Below are 18,434 nucleotides of genomic sequence, written 5' to 3' on the forward strand. Positions count from 1 at the left end.
GATAAAAACATACCCGTCAGTTTTCGAAAAAACACGAAAACTGACGGGCTTTTAATGAACTATGAATAATTCAGGGTAGCAATGGTTTATTAAGAATTATATAAATGGGATGAACATTCCAGCACAATCTTTTTGAACCCGTTATAATGAAGCTTGCAAATTAAAGATTAGGAGTAAACAAGATGAAAAAATTTAAAATTATTGCCTTCTTTGCGGTTATATTTTCAGTTTTAGCGGGGTTTGGCACTCAAGCTTCAGCGAGCAGCTCTCCTTCACTAAAGGTCAACAACGTCTATACGACTTCAAAGAGTGTTAGCGGAACGGCTACCAAGGGCGTTTCGATTATCGTGAGGACTCCCAGCAAAAAGGTGTTAACAACCACGACAGCGAATAGCCAAACTGGAAAGTTTAGTGCACCTTTGCATACAAGCGTCAAAGCAAACCAGAAACTTTATGTTTATGCCCGTAAGTCTTCAACTTCATATTTCTATCGAATTATGATTGTTAAAGCTGCCAAATCAGCAGCCACGACTTCTTCAACTACCAGCACCAGTAAGAGTTCCTCAAGCAACAAGATTACAATTGGTGAACCAACCGGTACTTGGAAGTCAGGTAACAACAATGGTTACACTGTCGTTACCAAGTTCAGTCAAGCAGGCGGATTAAACCAAGGCTTGTACAAGAATGGTCAATTCCAAAAGAAATTAATTAACTACGCAAATTACAAAGTGACAACTTATAGCAAGTCATTTTGGGGAATTACCTACCGTCAACGCGGCCACAAGAACTATGAAAAGTTCTACTTGAGATTTACTGACAACACCCATTTCATTATTGTTAATAAATCCAACAAGGCTGTCAAAGTTCAATATGGCAACTCACCAGTTCATTATTACAAGTTCGGATTGGAAAAATAAATCACTCATTAACCACTTGAGGAGATTGGGATGAAAGGCGATTTGATCCTGGAATTTAAGTGAAAAAAGTAATGCATTCGAGTTTTTGAATGCATTATTTTTTTCACTTAAGTGGCCGGCCTTTTTCGTATGCAGAATCAACTGTATAAGAATTAAGGAAAATACTTCAATACAGGATATTTGAAGCAGTCACTCATACAAGCTAATTGACTCATAATAGTTGTTCTTTTCCCCCATAATATGCGAGAATAGTTAGGGATGTTTGTACGATTATTGAATACTAATGAAGGGACTGATTAATTGTTTAAGAAAAGGAGCGAAATTCGATTTAATTCGGTCATTATTTATTCCCTTATCCTAAACGCTGGCGCCTCATTCATGTGGCCGCTTGTTACTGTTTACATGCATAACTACTTACATAAGTCACTCACTTTGGCTGGGTTTACGTTGTTGGCAATGTCAGGCTTTATGATGTTAGGCAATTATTTAGGTGGGTATTTATTCGACCGGTGGTCCCCATATCTATCGACGATCATCAGCGTTTTAATTTCAACTTCAGCAATTGTTGCCCTGATCTTCTTTCATGACTGGCCGATGTTTTCGATTTTGCTGTTATTCGTGGGCTTCGGGGATGGCTCGTGCATGACCCTGTTGAATTCCTATGCGGCAAGTATCAAAAGTCGGTCAACCCGAGCAATTTTTAATATTCTGTATATTGGGCAAAATGTCGGGATTGTGATTGGAACATTGATGGTCGGGTTCCTGCTGAAGCATGGCGTGACGGTTGTGTTCATGGTGACGTCGTTATTTTACGCCGCACTATTGATCATTACCTTGATTGATTTCAACGTTGAAGTTGATCGGCGAATTCCTGATAAGGCAATCACGCTCGGGGCACCACCAGAGGTCAATGTGAATAAAGTGGTGCTGGCCATTTGTGGAGTTGTTTTGGCACTCTACTTAGCATATGCATTGTGGGAAAGTGTTGTGCCAGTTCATATGACGAATCTGCACATTCCATTTGAAAATTATAGTTTGCTGTGGACATTAAATGGTCTGATGATCGTGTTTGGCCAGCCATTTGTCAATCGGATGAGTACCCGGATTAAATTGAGTACCCAGACATACGTTGGTTCAATGGTGTTCGCTGCCTCATTTATCTGCTTAATATTTGCCAAGACTTATCCGGCATTTATTTTAGTGATGGTGATTACCACGTTGGGCGAAATGATTGGATTTCCGGGAATCCCAGCTTGGATCGATAGCCTGTCGACCCCTCAGCAGCGAGGAAAATTCCAAGGTATGTATAATCTATTCATGTCTTGTGGTCGGGCAATCGGCCCATTGTTCGGTGGCTTGATTCTTGACTTTGCTTCTTACCGCGGGCTGTTCATGCTGGCGGCGGGGTTGATTATCATCTTTATGGTGATTCTGATGATTGTTAATCGAAGTCGGGAATTGACGAAATGAGACTGGAACAATCGGCGCTTTGATCCCAGAATTTAACGAAAATAACCAATTATTCCTGGTGTCAGAATAATTGGTTATTTTCGTTAAATTCTGGGATCAGCCGTTTGGTGCAGCTTTTATCCAAGTATCGGGGGGCTCTAAGCTAAGAATTACCGATTGGAAATTAACATAGATCTCAGTCTCATTTTTATAAATATTAACTTTGCTTGAGCAAGTCGTAAATCCGTTCAACATCCCGGCCAGTTCCGCGTAATTCGTAATCCGCGAGGAACGGGACGTTGAATTCAGATGCGTATCGTTTGGCGGTAAGACAATATTGTTCGTTGAAATTTTTATTGCCGCTGCCAACAATTCCATGACATAGCGAAGCGTTTTTTTCGTAACCGATGTATTCCCCCAGGGCATTAGTCATGAGTTCTTTAACACCGTTATCAATACCATTGCCACCATCCAAGTAGGTTGGGACAAAAGCAAAATACGGGTCGGTTTCATCGGCAAAATCCGTTTGTTCAGAAATTTCTTTTAACTGAACGACGGGATTTTGACTGTCCTGATCGTGCATTCCCGCTGCATAATCAGCCAGTTTCTTAACAAATGAACGGGTATTTCCCTCAATTGAAATAAATAAAATTTTGATTGGACTCAAGATGACCCTCCTCAATATATGTGAGCGGATCCAAGCGATTAAAGCCGAAAAGGGTTACTCTCCCAAAATTTTGGGACCGATTCAGGCTGATTGCTTGGAGCAGCTATCCTAAAATTCATATGCCTCACAATAACTGTACCGATTGTTGAACCAGTTAGCAAGTTCAATCTTTTCGATGACCTTTCAAATGACGAGATGCGTGTTTTGCGGGTTCTTTTTCTTGGGGAAATAACTTCATAAAGCCAGTACCGATGATTAGCAATAGGACAACCAGCGCGCTGCCAGTTGACAGCCAAGTACCGAATTTTAAACCAGGAGTCGTGTAATGGAAATGAATGTGGTGAATGCCGGCTGGGAGCTTTGCACCCACAAACCCCTTATTGACAACGAAAGTTTTAGCTTGATTGCCGTCAATGGTCAGTTTCCAACCACTTGAGTATGGGATGGAGGTGACTAAAGTCGTGGCTTGGCGATTATTCGCGGTTCCAGTGACATTATTTTGATGGACATTCAGATGTTTTAACCCCGTTTGTTTGAGGTGGGCCATCTGCTTGTCGTATGACTGGTTATATGGCATTGCGATCAACTTAACTGACTTGAACTTGATGTTTTTAACCTGATTAAAGTTCAACGTGATCGTCTTTCGCGCACTCTTGGAATAGCCCAAGTTCAAGACCATACTGTGAATTTGACGATAATTGGAGAGATTATCTTTGTCATATTGAGCATAGCCGTTATGGAACCCTTTCGCTCGGGCATCAAATAGGTATCCGCCGAACGTTGGCTTTAACAAGTCGTGACGAGCAGCGTTAACTTTGGCAAGCCTTGAATATAGCTTGTTTTGTAGTAGAAATTCATTTTCGTACCATTTGTTGTGTTCCGCAATGGTTCCATCAGTTTGTTTAATGCCATCGAGGACGAGAAACAGTTCTGCATTCTTTGTTTGTTTGGGTTTATTGATTGTCAGGGAATAGTCAAAAGGCTTACCAGTCACATCGGAAGTCATCTTTTTCAAGCCGTTCTTGTTTTCGTACTTATTGTTTTCAAGAATCATTTTGTTGGTTTCCAACAGTGCCTTCGTTTTTTGAAGGTTAGCTGATAAACTGACTTGTGCGTGGGGCTGGTCAATGACTTTATCAGCATCTTGATCGCCTAAAATTCCTAACCGATATTTAGTTAGCTGTCGGCCAGAATCAATCACCTTGGTTTCATCGACCTGCACTTTGTATTTTAGATGATGACTTGGGGATTTGTACGTGAGTGGATTGGTGTTGTATTGATCCTTGTTAACCACTGCACCTTGAGTCATCACCCGTTCTCGATCAACTGCGTTTAACTGGTTGAATTGGCTCGGTGAGACCGTTTTAGTTTGTGAGTAGACTAGCGGCAACGCATTATTAGTTTTATAGATGGCTGTTCCATCCATATTCTCAATCGCTGGCACGGCGTTCACCCTGGGTTTAGCCTCAAACGTCTTGATTTTTCCGCTTTTATCCCGGACAGGCTTGTAACCATAGGGGAGCGTCGGTGCTTTTTTGGTATTTGCTTTAGCAAAAATATATTTGACACCCAGTAGATCGTTGAAGGCGGTTCGATAATCCCCTTGGGCAATGGGCGTGTTCATTGAGAATTGGCTGTTGCCAACGGCTTGAGAGAATTTGCCAAGGTAACCATTTTGAAGCGTTAGATAAACAGACTCGTCATTGACCCCGGTGTTCATTGAAAGGTCGGTGTTTGTATTGGTGTAGTTAGCTAAGTTCTGTAGATGCTCATTGTAATGGTATCGGGGTGCTTTAGATGTTCGGAAGAAACCTGGTTGGTCCTTCAGGTAATTGTTGGCGCCATTAAAATAATCTTGTTCAAATCTGGTAGGTAAGTCACGGTTCATTTGCTGAATCGCTAAATTGCTGGCGTTAGGACTGTAGATCCCGATAATGTTACTACCGATATTGAGCATGAAAACACTTAGAATGATGAGCTTCTTGGTCGGACTGCTCCAGTTGAAGAAAAAGGCACACAGAACGACAATAACGGTTGCTAATAAGAATCCGTAGGTCACAAAGTCATGCCGCTGAAGGTTCATTAAGAAACCATTTGATGCCCAGACCAAAACAATCAATAAGGCACCTGCACCAGCGAACCAGCCAACATCTCTTCTGGTGAAGTGATCCAAATTATCCATGAAAATGACTGTTGCGATCCCGAAAATAATATTTCCAAGTAAGACCCACCGGTTCGATGGTGTCGACAAAGCGTTCATAACCGCCCCGAATGCGGGAATGAGAATCCCAATGCAAACGATGACTAAGCCAATGTTATTCCAGAGATAGGTTTTGAAGTGGCGGAGCATGTAGACCAGGCCGAGAAACGAAACTGACGAGATGCCGATGACCAGCCAGAAGTTCATTGCCCGCCCAGTTGGTAAGATTGAATCGATGATATTTAAGTAATATTCCGGTGAAAAGACTTTTAAGCCATTAGCAAAATTGTCCGTGATTCGAGTTGAACCAGTAGCAAGAATAATTGTTGGGATGAAGACGATTGCCGACATTCCAAGCCCGAGGACAACTGATACAATGAGTTTTCCAAGGGATTTGAAGAAATGAAAGTCAGGATGCTTCCACAGGCTGGCGCCCTTGATAAGGGTGTAGAAGATGGCACCAATTCCTAAAATCCAGGCAAAGTAAAAGTTACCTAAGAAAACAAGGAAGACTGCAAAAATCAGTGGCAGCCATGATTTGTTAGTTAAGACCCGATCGATGCCGTAGCAAAGTAGCGGGAAGAAAATTAGCGGTAGAATAAAGAAGGGATGATGAAGGCCGGTTGCCAGAGCATAACCGTTAAAAGTGTAAGCTACGGCCCCGACGACCTTACTGAATTTTTTGAATTTATATGTTGACGCGTAAAGCAGAAAGGCTAAGCCGGAAGCATACATACGTAAGAAAACGAGAAAGGCAAAACCGGTTTCGATCTGGCTCTTGGGGAATAGGATGATCAAGTAGTTGAATAAGTCACCTACAACATAGTAGGAAAAATTGGTTAATTGATCGGATCCTAAGCTGATGTTCCAAGCCCAGTGAGTAAAGCCGCCACTGGGGTTATTCAAGAACGAGATAATCATATGCCGGAACTGAACCAAAATGGGATAGTGTTGTGCCAACCCGTCCAGTTCCCAAATCATTGAGCGGCCAGTCATGAATAAGCACCCAACAAGAACACAAATCAGTGCGACAAATAGCACCGAATAGGTGATCCATGCAGGTGTTTTTTGCCAAACTTTTTTCAAGTGAAACCCTCCTAAAAAATAAGTGAGCGGATCCAAGCGGGAATAATCGGAATATAAGTTTCCTTCGGTGGAAATCCCGGTTTAGGGGATTTCTGCCGAAGGTGCTTATATGCAGATTATTGCTTGGAGGAGCTGTCCTAAAAAATAAGTGAGCGGATCCAAGCGGTTAGAGATCGGAGTGTAAGTCGCCTCGAACGGAAATTCCGGTTTTGGGAATTTTTGTTCGAGGTGCTTACATGCAGATCTCTGCTTGGAGGAGCTGTCCTAAAATAAGTGAGCGGAGTAAAGCGGTTAGAAACTGGAGCCTAAGTCTCCTTCTGCGGAAATCCCTGATTTTGGGACTTTTGCAGAAGGTGCTTAGGTGGAAGCTTCTGCTTTACGAAGCTGTCCTAAGAAAAGTGAGCTAAGTAAAGCGTTAGAAGTCGGAGTGTAAGTCTCCACCGAGGGAAATTCCCGATTCTGGAATTTCCCTCGGTGGTGCTTACATGCAGACTTCTGCTTTACGAAGCTGTCCTAGAAATAAGTGAGCGGATCCAAGCGGTTAGAGATCGGAGTGTAAGTCGGCACCGAGGGAAATTCCCAGTTTTGGAATTTTTCTCGATGGTGCTTACATGCAGGTTGCTGCCGAAGGTGCCCCCTTCACTCAAGCAGAAATAATATGTAAAAAGGCTGACCAGAAGTCTATGCCTTGGTACAGCCTTATCAGATTGGACTATTTGGATTCATACTCATCGTTTGTTTTTGCTGGTTGATGCTTGGTAACTTCAAACCAGTTGATAAACGAATTTTCATAATCAATAATTTTAAAGTCAAAGTTCTCAAATGAGATGATATCGCCCGCCTTGATATCAGGATAATTATCAAGGAAGTATCCAGCAAGGGTAACGGCGTCTGAAGTCGTAAACTCAGGAAAATCTGCATCAAAGTAACGTTCGAAATCATGGGTCGTCAACTTGCCATTGACTTGATAGGTTCCGTTAGGCTGTTTGAAAATGTACTCAGTAAATGAAGGATCAATTTCATCTCTGACAGTCCCGAAGAGTTCTTCGTAGATATCCTTGTCAGTGATAATCCCGGACGTACCACCGTATTCATCAACAACAACGACGATTGGTGTTCGTTTCTTAATCATCTGATGCAAGACATCCGTAATTGGTGTCATCTCTGGTGTCGTTGAAATGTCCCGAAGCAGCCGGTCAATCTTAATGGATGAATCGACTTGAGATTGCCTAATCAAATCGTAATTATAGACATAACCCAATATTTTATCCTTATTGTTATCTGCAACGACGGGAATCCGACTAAATTTCTTTTGCAGATAGACTTGGATAGCTTGTTTAACGGTTGTTTTAATATCAATCACAATCAGCTGAGTTCGATCGATCATGATGTCTTTAGCGACTTTATCATTCAGCTGAAAGGCGCGCCGCATATATAGGTAGTCATTTTGTTCCAACTGACCGCTTTTAACGGCATTCCGAGATAAATTAAGGATTTCTGCCTGCGAGAAAGATTCGTCATTTTCGTTGGCAACCTGCAAGCCCAACATCTTCACGATTCCATTGGCTGAAACATTGAGTAACCAAACGAATGGATAGAAGATGACGTGGAAATAGTGAAGCGGTGTTGAAATAAAGCTCAACACCTTAAGGGGCATATCAATACTGATGTTCTTAGGGACAATTTCAGTTAAAACAACTTCCAAATAGGTTAAGATAATAATTCCAAGGACCGCGCCAACTGCGCGAGCCGTCGTTGGATCAATCGGTGAGTTGTGAATTTCCATGACGTCAACTAGAATTGTAACGACAAAGGATTCACCTAAGTAACCTAAAATGATGCCGGCAAGACTGACACCAACTTGAGTCGTTGACAAGTATTCGTTTAAGTTGGTGACCATGTGGATTTCACGATTAACCCTTTTAACTGCCTTGGCGCCTTTGCCTTGTTTCTTAATGAAGTCTCTTTTTCGCTCTTCAAGTGCACTCGCCCTTGTTTGAACCAAGGCAAACTCACTGGCAACAAAGAATGCCGCAAAGAAGAACGTAACAATTACAATCACTAGATTAGTCAGTATCTGGCTATCTCCCAAAATTCAATTCCTCATTTCAAATAATAATAGTATGACATATCTTGTAGCTTAAAGATTAACTCTAATTATACGCTCGAACAAGAGAATTTTTAAGTGGTTTGGGGATTATTGAAAATTCTCTGCGACTTTTTTCTTAATATTCCCGTGAAACAGTGCTAGGCTAGTAATAGATACAAAATAAGGGGATGTAGGTTATGGCTGAAAAGGTCAAAGAAAGTGCAGCAGAAAAAAAAGCCGATGAAGCAGAACGAGAAACCGACAAAAAGTTTGAGTATTCGGATGACGATGTCAAAAAAGCGGTCGACCTTATTGAAGAAAAAGGCTATGTCACTAAAAAAGATTTCGCAAAGATGGATGACGACGATTGGACAAAGGGATTTGCCGAACGAATCGATAAAATCTTCCAAAAGAGCGATGAAGATCCTTATATTTACTTTGAAAAATTCGACTTTGCAGGCGGCGACATTGACTCCATTATTTGGAACATGGATGTCATCAAGTCACGTGATGAAGCTTTAAAGAAGCTGTCAGAAGTTTTGAATAAAAAAATTGTTAGATAGTTACCAATAAAAACACTTAGATACGATTATGTAAAGGCTCCACCATCAAGATCCTTGGATTTTGATGGTGGAGCCTTTTTCGGATCACTGGGTTATTTTGGACCACGTTTGATTCTTTAACGGCAAATAGGCTACTTTTAATTGCCGAATAACCTTAAAATTCCTTCAAACCATACAAAAAAATGTGTTTTTACACAGTTATTTTGTACAATTAAGATAAAGTGAGGTGTTGATCAGATGGCCGAGATTAATTTAGCCGAGGTGAGTTCTGAACACGGGCTTAGCGACGCACAAGTCAAACAGCAAATCCAAACTAACCATAAGAATACAGCCGAACAATCGCTTACTCGAAGCGTCAAAGAGATTTTTCGCGACAATATTTTGACACTATTTAACCTGATCAACGTTATTTTAGGTGCCCTGGTATTTTATACCGGCAGCTACAAAAATTTATTATTTCTCGGAATTGCGATCTTTAATACCGCAATCGGGATTATCCAAGAAATCCGTTCTAAGCGCCAAGTTGATAAGATGGTGCTGCTCGCTGAGGGCAAAATCAATGTGATTCGAAATTCAAAAACAGTTCCGATTCTACCAGAAGACATTGTCCTCGGAGACGTCATCTCCCTTGGCCGTGGCGACCAAATCCCTGTCGATGGGAAGGTGCTGGCAAGCAGGGGGATGGAGACTGACGAATCTCCCATTACCGGTGAATCCGAAACGATTGTCAAACGGCCGGGTGATCGACTGACCTCAGGAACTTTTTTGGTTGGCGGATCTGGCAAAATGCTAGTCACCAAAGTTGGCGCCGATACATTTGTTAATCATATTTCTAATGAAGCCAAAAAGGGTGAAGACACTTCGAGCATTCTCTTAAACACAATTAACCGGATCATCAAAGTGTTAACTTATGTCATCATTCCACTCGGGATTGTTCTCTTTGTGGCAAAATTATATGGTGGCACTGGCGTTAACCGAGCGATCCTCGGCTCAGTTGCCGCAATGATTGGCATGATTCCAGAGGGATTGGTGCTGCTAACATCAATGACACTGGCCGTTTCTGCGATGCATTTGGCAAGAAAGAAGACGTTGGTGCGAGACTTGCCGGCAATTGAAACCTTGGCGCGAGTTGACGTGATTTGTTTGGACAAGACGGGAACCATCACCAGTGGTGATTTGAAATTCGTTGACGCTATCCCGACAGCGGAAGTTGCTGCCGATCAGCTGAAACAAGTGATTGCCGGGATCACGTACAGTACCGGTGATAATAACGAAACGGCCCGGGCGATTACCAATGCGTTAGCTGATCCTGGATGGCAGGCCGAAGAGATCGTGCCCTTTTCTTCAGAACGAAAATGGAGTGGGGTGGGCTTTGAAGATGGTCATCGCTATGTATTTGGAGCCCCACAGTTTATTTTCAAAGACTTATCAAACAGCTTAAAAGCAAGAGTGACCGGCTATGCCAAAGAGGGCTACCGAGTACTGGCAGTTGCTCAAGTCGACGAATTAGCAGCTGACAAACCGTTAGTTGATCCCCAACTAATGGGATTGGTACTGATATCTGATGTCATTCGGCCAAATGCGGCCAACACGTTTCAGTACTTTCGGAATCAAGACGTGGAGATCAAGGTGATTTCTGGGGACGATCCGACAACCGTGTCAACAATTGCCCAAACCGCAGATATTCGGAATGCTGAACACGCAATTGACATGTCGACTGTTCACGCTGAGGATGATTTTGGCAAAATCGCTCAAGAAAATACGGTGTTCGGCCGGGTAACGCCTGACCAGAAGAAGCGATTAATTAGTGCTCTGCAAGCCCAAAAACATACGGTTGCGATGACTGGTGACGGTGTTAACGACCTGCTGGCACTTCGCCAAGCTGATTGTGGGATTGCAATGGCTTCCGGGAGCGAAAGTACGAAGAGTATCGCTGACTTTGTGTTGATCAATTCTAATTTTGATGCAATGATTGATGTGCTGAAGGAAGGCCGACGGGTCATTAATAACATTGAACGGGTTGCCTCAATGTATCTCATCAAGACAATGTATTCCGTTGCGCTCTCGTTTATTTTCCTGTTCATGACGATGGGCTATCCGTTTGAACCAATTCAGCTGACCCCGATTACGTCACTCATGGTCGGCATTCCATCCTTCTTCCTGGCGCTGGAGCCTAATTTTTCCAGAATTACGAATCAATTTATGAAACAAGTGCTGATTATTTCGACGCCAGCCGCAATTTGTATTGTTGGCTATATTTTGGTGATTGAAATTGTTGGGTCATTCTTTGGCCTGCAGTATGAATTTACTTCAACACTCTGCGTCCTTTTGACGGGGGCCATTTGCTGGTTGGCGTTGGTGATGGTTTCACGTCCGTTGAATCGGCTTAAAGTGGGGATGGACGTACTTGTTCTTGCCGCATTTTTAGCCATCATTGTCTTCTTCAACAACATATTCTCCCTGGTTTCATTCTTTGATAAGGATATTTGGCTGTACGCGGTTCCGCTGATTGCAACGGCCTACCCACTGTATATGTTCTTACAAGGGGTCATTTCAACCTTCCTAACGCAACGGGAAAAGCGAAGAGCTCGGAAAAAGAGATCGTAATGTTGGCGGCGCAGTTCAGGCCAGTTTTGGTTAAGCAAGCTTAGCAGGTTACCATTTAGCAAAGCTTGTTTTTTATTTGCTTCTAGATAGTCTTTGAAACTAGATAATATGGTATAATAAAACCAAGGGAGTGATTTCATGAGCTACGATGCAGAACAATATGAACAATGGGAACAGAAACTAAAGAAGGTGGAGTTGCCATTGTGGTCAGAATTACCTAATTTCTCGCTGTACATGGATCAGGTGACTGCTCTGGTGAATGACACACTGGGACCGATTGGAATTGATCAAGTGACGCCAGCGATGATTAATAATTACGTCAAGCACAAGGCGATCATGGCACCCGTCAAGAAAAAATATCAAACCATGCAGATTGCGGACGTGATTTTAATTAGCTTATTGAAGCCAGCCTTTTCACTGGCAACCATTCGTCATGGGATTGATCAAGTAACCGCCAATATTTATCCGCAGCAAGCTTATGATCGTTTCGTTAAACGGCTCATGTTCTCGTTTAAGAACATCGATGGCAGAAATAACGGCCGGGCGATTGAAGAAAAAAATTTGAACGATAAATTAATGCAAGTTGCTGTAAATGTCATCATTGATCGAGTTCAATCAGAAAAACTGTTGGAAATTATTGAAAAACCTTTAACTAAAATCGAGAAGTAGCGAAAGCGTTCACATGGTAATTTCTGTAATCGTTTTCATTAAGGAGGGGACTGAATTATAAGCTCCTCCTTTTGTTTACCTTGATGTCACAGGGATTCGACGCTTACTGAAAACTTTTGTGATTTTTTGAACAAAACTATTTACAATTCAAAAAATTGTGATAGTATTGTAATTGTGAAATTGATAACAAACATATTTTCATTGGAGGCAAGCAATGATTGAAAACAAAGTAGCAGAAAAGAAAGCACCAAAAACTGAAGGCAAGACTGACGTTGATACAATGATTAACGGTTTAGTTTCAAAGGCGCAAAAAGCACTTAAAATCATGGACTCATTTGATCAAGAGAAAGTTGATCACATCACTCACGAAATGGTGATGGCTGGTCAAGATAAGCACATGGAATTAGCTCAGATGGCTTATGACGAAACCGGCCGTGGGGTTGCTGAAGACAAAGCAATTAAGAATATGTATGCTACCGAAGAGATCTGGCACAGCATCCGTAATCATAAGACTGTCGGCGTTATCAAGGATGATAAGGAGCGTCAGTTAATTACTGTCGCTGAACCCCTCGGTGTCCTTGCAGGAATCACACCTGTAACCAACCCAACTTCAACTGCATTGTTTAAATCAATTATCTCGATGAAAACCCGAAACCCAATTATCTTTAGTTTCCATCCCCAAGCATTGAAATCATCAATTGCAGCAGCCAAAGTTGTTCGCGATGCTGCAATTGCCGCCGGCGCTCCGGAGGGTTGTATCCAATGGATCACCGAACCAAGTATTGAAGCAACTGATAAATTAATTAATAATCCAGGAGTTGCCAGTACTTTAGCTACTGGTGGTCCCGGCATGGTGAAGGCCGCTTATTCTACTGGTAAACCAGCCCTTGGTGTTGGTCCTGGTAATGGTCCTGTTTATATTGAAAAAACGGCCAATATTTTACGGGCAGTGAACGATTTGGTTCTTTCAAAGACCTTTGATAACGGGATGATCTGTGCGACTGAAAACAGTGCTGTTATTGATACTGAGATCTATGAACAGGTTAAAGCCGAGTTAGTTAAAAATGGCGTTTACTTCGTTCCAAAGAAGGAACAAAAGAAGCTTGCTGATACTATGTTTGATCCACAACGTGTTAGTGTTCGCGGTCCAATTCCTGGTAAGTCTGCTAAAGCAATCGCTGAACTAGCCGATATCAAAGTACCAGACAATACAAAGATTTTGGCTGCGGAAGTAACTGAAGTTGGCCCTAAGGAACCATTATCAGCCGAAAAGCTTTGCCCAGTCATCAGCATTTATCGTGCGAAGGCTCAAGAAGATGCCTTCGATATTTGTGAACGATTGCTCAACTTTGGTGGTCTTGGTCATACCGCAGGCATTCAAACTCTTGATGACGACTTGGCACTTAAGTTTGGTATCAAGATGAAGGCTGCCAGAGTGCTTGTTAATACGCCAACCAGTCTTGGCGGATTAGGTAATCTATATAATGAAATGACGCCATCATTGACATTGGGAACTGGTTCGTGGGGAGCAAACTCAATTTCTCACAATGTGACCGATTACGACTTATTGAACATCAAAACTATCGCAAAGAGACGAAATAATATGCAATGGATTAAGTTACCACGGGTTTACTTCGAAAAGACTTCTATCAGATACCTTGATGACATGCCAGGCATCAACAAAGTATTCATCGTAACCACACCAGGAATGGTCGAACACGGTTACGTTGATAAGGTTCTTGATGAACTGAAACGTCGTCCTAATGAAATCCAATATTCGTTGTTCTCAGATGTTGAACCTGACCCAACAACTGATACGGTTGAAAAAGGGGTTGCCCAAATGCGCCTTTTCAAGCCAGATACCATTATTGCCTTGGGGGGTGGGTCACCACTTGATGCTGCAAAGAATATGTGGCTGTTCTACGAAGACCCTAAGACAAGTTTCTTCGGTGCCAAGCAAAAGTTTATCGATATCAGAAAACGGGCATATCGTTTCCAGAAGCCTCGTAAGGCGCAAATGATTGCCATTCCAACCACTTCGGGGACTGGTTCGGAAGTTACCCCATTCGCGGTTATCACAGATTCAAAGACTCATGTTAAGTACCCACTGGCCGACTATGCCTTGACACCAGATGTTGCCATCGTTGACCCACAATTTGTTGAAACTGTACCAAAGGGAACCGTTGCTGCATCAGGTCTTGACACCCTTTGCCATGGAATTGAATCGTATGTTTCAACAATGGCTTCCGATTACACTCGACCATTGTCATTGCAAGCAATCAAGCTGGTATTTGAGAACTTAACCAAGTCATACAATGGTGACACTCACGCCCGTGAAGAAATGCACAATGCAGCTACTTTAGCAGGGATGGCCTTTGGAAATGCCTTCCTAGGAATCACTCATTCAGTTGCTCACAAACTCGGTGGTGAATTTGGCATTACCCACGGAATTGCAATTGCAATCACGGTACCACATGTAATCCGCTTCAATGCCAAGTTGCCTGAAAAGATTGCCGCATGGCCTAAGTACGGGTATTTCCGGGCTAACAAAGACTATGCCGATATTGCTCGATACATTGGTATTCAAGGGAAAAATGATGAAGAATTGATCGAAGGATTAGTTCAGAAGTTTATCGAATTGGCTCATTCAGTAGGTGTCACTTTGAGCTTAAAGGCTCAAGGCGTTGACAAAGCCAAGTTCGAAGCATCATTGGACCGCCTGGCAACACTCGCATACGAAGATCAATGCACCACAGCTAATCCAAAGGAACCATTAATTGCTGATCTCAAGCAGATTATGATTGATGATTATGATGGAACAAATGTAGAGCGTGACTAAGCCGGGTTGATCCCGGAGCATAAACAACGTCTCCAATAACGAACGGTCCTTGTTCATTGTTGGAGACGTTGTTTATATATAGTAGGATCAGTTTTGTCGGAACGCGTTCATTCCAGATGATTGAGAAATAAATACAATAGTCTTCAATCTGGTTTCCGTAATATTGTGATAATCCGGATGATCCCCGGGCACCAACCAAAATGACCAATGATGGACGTTTCTTGTTCACCATTGGTCATTTTGTGTGGGTAGGGATTAAGAACGCTAGAGGGCACTTGTAATGGGATGACCAACTTGCTTCAAATAAATAGAGAAAAACGATTTAAAATGTTTATGCCAAAAAATCCAAGGACAGTCTGACTTTTGAGTAATTCATTTATTCAGATGACGGGAAATCCACTTTTCAAAAAATAGGTTATAATGAAATGACGATAACAGCAAACAAGGGAGCAAACACATGATATCCGGATTAAGACAAATCAGAGAATTCGTTCAACAACAGCTTGGTTACGAAACCACCGGTCACGACTACACGCATATTGAGCGGGTGGTGAGTTTGACCAAGCTCATTTTAAAGGGTGAGGATGCCGATGAATCGCTGGTGGTGATTGCTGCCTATTTACATGATGTGAGTGATGACAAAGTGACTACCAACCCTGAGGCTAAACGGCAGGCAATTGTTACCCAGCTCAAGAATGTCGGTTACGATGACCCATTTATTAAAAAAGTGTTTGAAATTATTGATAACATGTCCTACAGTGCTAATTTGAAAACGCATCATCAATTATCACTGGAAGGCCAAATCGTGCAGGATGCCGATCGTTTGGACGCCATTGGGGCAATTGGGATTGCCCGCACGTTTTACTTTGGCGGTCATTTTGGCGAAATAATGTATAATCCACGAATGATGCCGCGAAAAGATATGGATAAAGCTGAGTATCGCAAGCAGGGAACGATTATTAACCATTTTTACGAAAAATTATTTAAACTCAAAGATCAAATGAACACGCCGACTGCCAAACAAATTGCGGAGCATCGCCAACAAATCATGAAAGCCTTTGTCAATGAGTTTGTCGATGAATGGAACGGGACTAAATGATCCGGAAAATGACATTCATTAAGCTTGAAATTAACAGATTAAATAATGAAATAACCAGGACAATCATCGTAAAGTGGCTCAGCAGTGCAGAAAATCCCGCTTCTAATGGTGTGATCGAAATAATAATTGTCAAGCCAACTAGGAAAATGACTGCCTGCAAAATCCCCTGGCTAGCATTTTCGTAATCGGCTGGGCTGAGGTCAAAGCCGCCAATACAAATGTTAGCTGCAATGATAAGAAAGACTGGCATTGAGATCCAGCTGAATTCTGGCAGGGTAAAGTTCATTTGATTGAATGACTGTTGGGTCGCGGCGATGAGCGATTGGTAAACTTCTGGAATTGTGTAGCTTGCAAGCCCTAAAGTTGCCAAGCAACATCCAAATATGGGAGCAACCCCAATAAACAGGTTGCCCATATTTTGATAAAAGTTACGCTGGTTCCACGTATGATGAACGTACCCCAATGCTGGATTATCACTAGTAGGAATACGAATTAACCGAAATTGATCGATGTGATGACCGAAAACCAGTGCCATGAGTAGGTGGCTGGCTTCATGAATGATGACACCAAGAAAGCCGAAACCAAGCTGTCCAGCAGTCCTAAAATGATTGGCGATCTGTTGTTTAGTGTTGCGATTAATTGCTGAAAGCAGATATATAAAAAGAAATGGTACTCCGATCAATAATCCGAGTACCAAACAAATATTGATTAAAATTGCATTGATCATGGGCTATTCCTTTATGTCAGCAAATTTACCGCCAACTAAATTCACCAGTTGCTGAGCATCAACTTTGACAGAACGACCAATTTGACCGGATGAAACAATGATTTCACCCATTTCTTTGGCTTCTTGGTCAATGTAAATTGGATAGTGAAATTTTTCCCAAATACCAATTGGGGTGTTGGCACCGTGCTGATAACCGGTTGTTTTGAGTAGATCCTTGAGTGGAACCATGTTGACTTTCTTATTGCCAGAAACTTTGGCGAGCTTTTTTTCGTCAAGATGTTCGTCAACGGGGACAACCCCAACAACTGGCCCAGTTTTCTTACCCTCTAACACGAGGGTTTTAAAAATTTGGTGCTCATTTTGATCAACGTGGTCCACGCTGATCTGTTCAACATCGCCCTCTTTGCGAGTTGGAAATTCCATCTGCACAAACGGAATTTGATGCTTATCCAGAATTTGTTCGACTAATGTTTTGTGAACTTTTTTATTTTTCTTTTTTGCCATTTTAGACCCACCTCACGAATAGTTTATCACATCAGAATATCGAATTCTGTCTGAACAGATTGAAATTATCTGTTATACTCTTAAGATAACAGATCAATTGGACGATTTATAAGGAGCAGCAATGACTGATTTAGTGTATCGCACCATCATGAAAGACTTAAAGGATAGGATTCAGGCCAATGAATTCGAATCCAAACGATTACCTGATGAGCGCAGCCTGAGTGAATCTTATGGTGTCAGCAGAAGTTCGATTAAGCGGGCCTTAAATGTTTTAGCAAATCAAGGGATTATCTTTAAGAAGCGGGGATCCGGCACTTTTATTAACCCACTGTATCAGAAGAATCAGACCATCTTTCAATATGAAGGATCAAATTTGGGCGTTACGGACAGCTTTAAGAGCAATGGTAAGGTCCCCCAAATCAAACTGCTGGATTTTAAGGTCATTCCAGCTAGCGAGGAATTGCAGACAGAATTGTTTTTGGATCCGGGCGAGTTTGTCTATCAAATTAAGCGATTACGATCATTCGATAATCAGCCGTTCATGATTGAAATGGGCTATATCCCCATCAGGGTAGCCCCAGAGTTGAACAGCGAAAGAGTGGAAGGTTCAATCTTTAACTATTTTGAAGATACAACTGGCAAGTCGGTTACGAAGTCATTTATGACAATTACGGCAGATCCTTCAAGTGAAGAGGACCAAAAGTTATTGGCATTAAAGCCGATAGAACCGGTTGGAGTCATGGAAGGCATTTTCTTCTTGGATGATGGAACGCCGTTTGAGGTTTCAAATATGCGAATTCATTATAAGTATTTGAATTATAATACGTTTGTGAGTTTGGATGAAAATAGTTAGTGTGCGGAGCGAAACGCTTAGGTGCGGTAATATAAGGGCATCCCTACCAATAATCCTGATTTTGGGATTATTGGTAGGGATGCCCTTATATTTTGGCTCTTCGTCAACTGTTGTTGGTGAAACTAAATTCGAGTTCTAATCACTTTGTGATTAGGGCTCTTTTTG

At 42.1% G+C, this 18,434-nt stretch carries 13 protein-coding genes; 8 read left to right on the forward strand and 5 right to left on the reverse strand.

Going from position 1 to position 18,434, the window contains the following annotated elements:
• The first annotated feature begins 182 nt into the window (after nt 1-182).
• Together QUF07_RS09785 and QUF07_RS09790 are read left to right on the forward strand one after the other, a co-directional pair.
• Nucleotides 183-917, forward strand: coding sequence for an Ig-like domain-containing protein (locus QUF07_RS09785; RefSeq protein ID WP_217163885.1), 735 nt, complete (start codon nt 183-185; stop codon nt 915-917).
• A gap of 300 nt (nt 918-1,217) precedes the next feature.
• Nucleotides 1,218-2,387 carry an MDR family MFS transporter gene (locus QUF07_RS09790; RefSeq protein WP_217163883.1) on the forward strand — a complete coding sequence of 390 codons (1,170 nt, stop codon included), beginning with the start codon at nt 1,218-1,220 and terminating at the stop codon, nt 2,385-2,387.
• Nucleotides 2,388-2,583: 196 nt separating this feature from the next.
• Here the strand turns inward: QUF07_RS09790 and nrdI are convergent, their stop codons facing one another.
• The 3 genes from nrdI to QUF07_RS09805 form a co-directional block, all read right to left on the reverse strand.
• Nucleotides 2,584-3,033 (reverse strand): class Ib ribonucleoside-diphosphate reductase assembly flavoprotein NrdI, encoded by a 450-nt coding sequence (gene nrdI, locus QUF07_RS09795; RefSeq protein ID WP_217163880.1) that lies wholly within the window; start codon nt 3,031-3,033, stop codon nt 2,584-2,586.
• A gap of 163 nt (nt 3,034-3,196) precedes the next feature.
• Nucleotides 3,197-6,319: a YfhO family protein gene (locus tag QUF07_RS09800; RefSeq protein WP_289427315.1), complete on the reverse strand. Its 3,123-nt coding sequence runs from the start codon at nt 6,317-6,319 to the stop codon at nt 3,197-3,199.
• Nucleotides 6,320-7,031: 712 nt separating this feature from the next.
• Nucleotides 7,032-8,411, reverse strand: coding sequence for a hemolysin family protein (locus tag QUF07_RS09805; RefSeq protein WP_289427316.1), 1,380 nt, complete (start codon nt 8,409-8,411; stop codon nt 7,032-7,034).
• Between the two features lie 194 nt (nt 8,412-8,605).
• Here QUF07_RS09805 and QUF07_RS09810 point away from each other — a divergent pair, with 194 nt between their 5' ends.
• The 5 genes from QUF07_RS09810 (at nt 8,606) to QUF07_RS09830 (ending at nt 16,185) form a co-directional block, all read left to right on the forward strand.
• Complete coding sequence (locus QUF07_RS09810) at nt 8,606-8,971, forward strand: hypothetical protein (protein WP_217163862.1); 366 nt, start codon at nt 8,606-8,608, stop codon at nt 8,969-8,971.
• Nucleotides 8,972-9,208: 237 nt separating this feature from the next.
• Entirely contained in the window at nt 9,209-11,578 is a 2,370-nt protein-coding gene (locus tag QUF07_RS09815; RefSeq protein ID WP_289427317.1) for a cation-translocating P-type ATPase, read from the forward strand.
• A gap of 138 nt (nt 11,579-11,716) precedes the next feature.
• Entirely contained in the window at nt 11,717-12,247 is a 531-nt protein-coding gene (locus tag QUF07_RS09820) for a DUF1836 domain-containing protein (RefSeq protein ID WP_217163858.1), read from the forward strand.
• 214 nt (nt 12,248-12,461) lie between these two features.
• Nucleotides 12,462-15,086 carry a bifunctional acetaldehyde-CoA/alcohol dehydrogenase gene (gene adhE / locus QUF07_RS09825; RefSeq protein ID WP_289427318.1) on the forward strand — a complete coding sequence of 875 codons (2,625 nt, stop codon included), beginning with the start codon at nt 12,462-12,464 and terminating at the stop codon, nt 15,084-15,086.
• Between the two features lie 457 nt (nt 15,087-15,543).
• On the forward strand, nt 15,544-16,185 hold the full coding sequence (locus QUF07_RS09830) for an HD domain-containing protein (protein WP_217342409.1): 642 nt from the start codon (nt 15,544-15,546) through the stop codon (nt 16,183-16,185).
• On the opposite strand, the gene QUF07_RS09835 is transcribed toward QUF07_RS09830, so the two are convergent.
• The gene (locus tag QUF07_RS09835) at nt 16,178-16,912 is read right to left on the reverse strand and encodes a hypothetical protein (RefSeq protein ID WP_217163853.1); all 735 of its coding nucleotides are present in this window, start codon (nt 16,910-16,912) and stop codon (nt 16,178-16,180) included. The two genes, QUF07_RS09830 and QUF07_RS09835, sit on opposite strands and share 8 nt — an antisense overlap.
• A 3-nt stretch (nt 16,913-16,915) precedes the next feature.
• A complete protein-coding gene (gene ybaK / locus QUF07_RS09840; RefSeq protein WP_289427320.1) occupies nt 16,916-17,416 on the reverse strand; it encodes a Cys-tRNA(Pro) deacylase in 501 nt (166 codons plus the stop codon).
• Between the two features lie 121 nt (nt 17,417-17,537).
• Between ybaK and QUF07_RS09845 the strand changes: the two genes are divergently transcribed.
• Nucleotides 17,538-18,269 carry a GntR family transcriptional regulator gene (locus tag QUF07_RS09845; protein WP_217163849.1) on the forward strand — a complete coding sequence of 244 codons (732 nt, stop codon included), beginning with the start codon at nt 17,538-17,540 and terminating at the stop codon, nt 18,267-18,269.
• Nucleotides 18,270-18,434: the final 165 nt, after the last annotated feature.

It is taken from the genome of Lentilactobacillus sp. TOM.63 (genome assembly GCF_030361045.1).
Lineage (GTDB): Bacteria > Bacillota > Bacilli > Lactobacillales > Lactobacillaceae > Lentilactobacillus > Lentilactobacillus dabitei.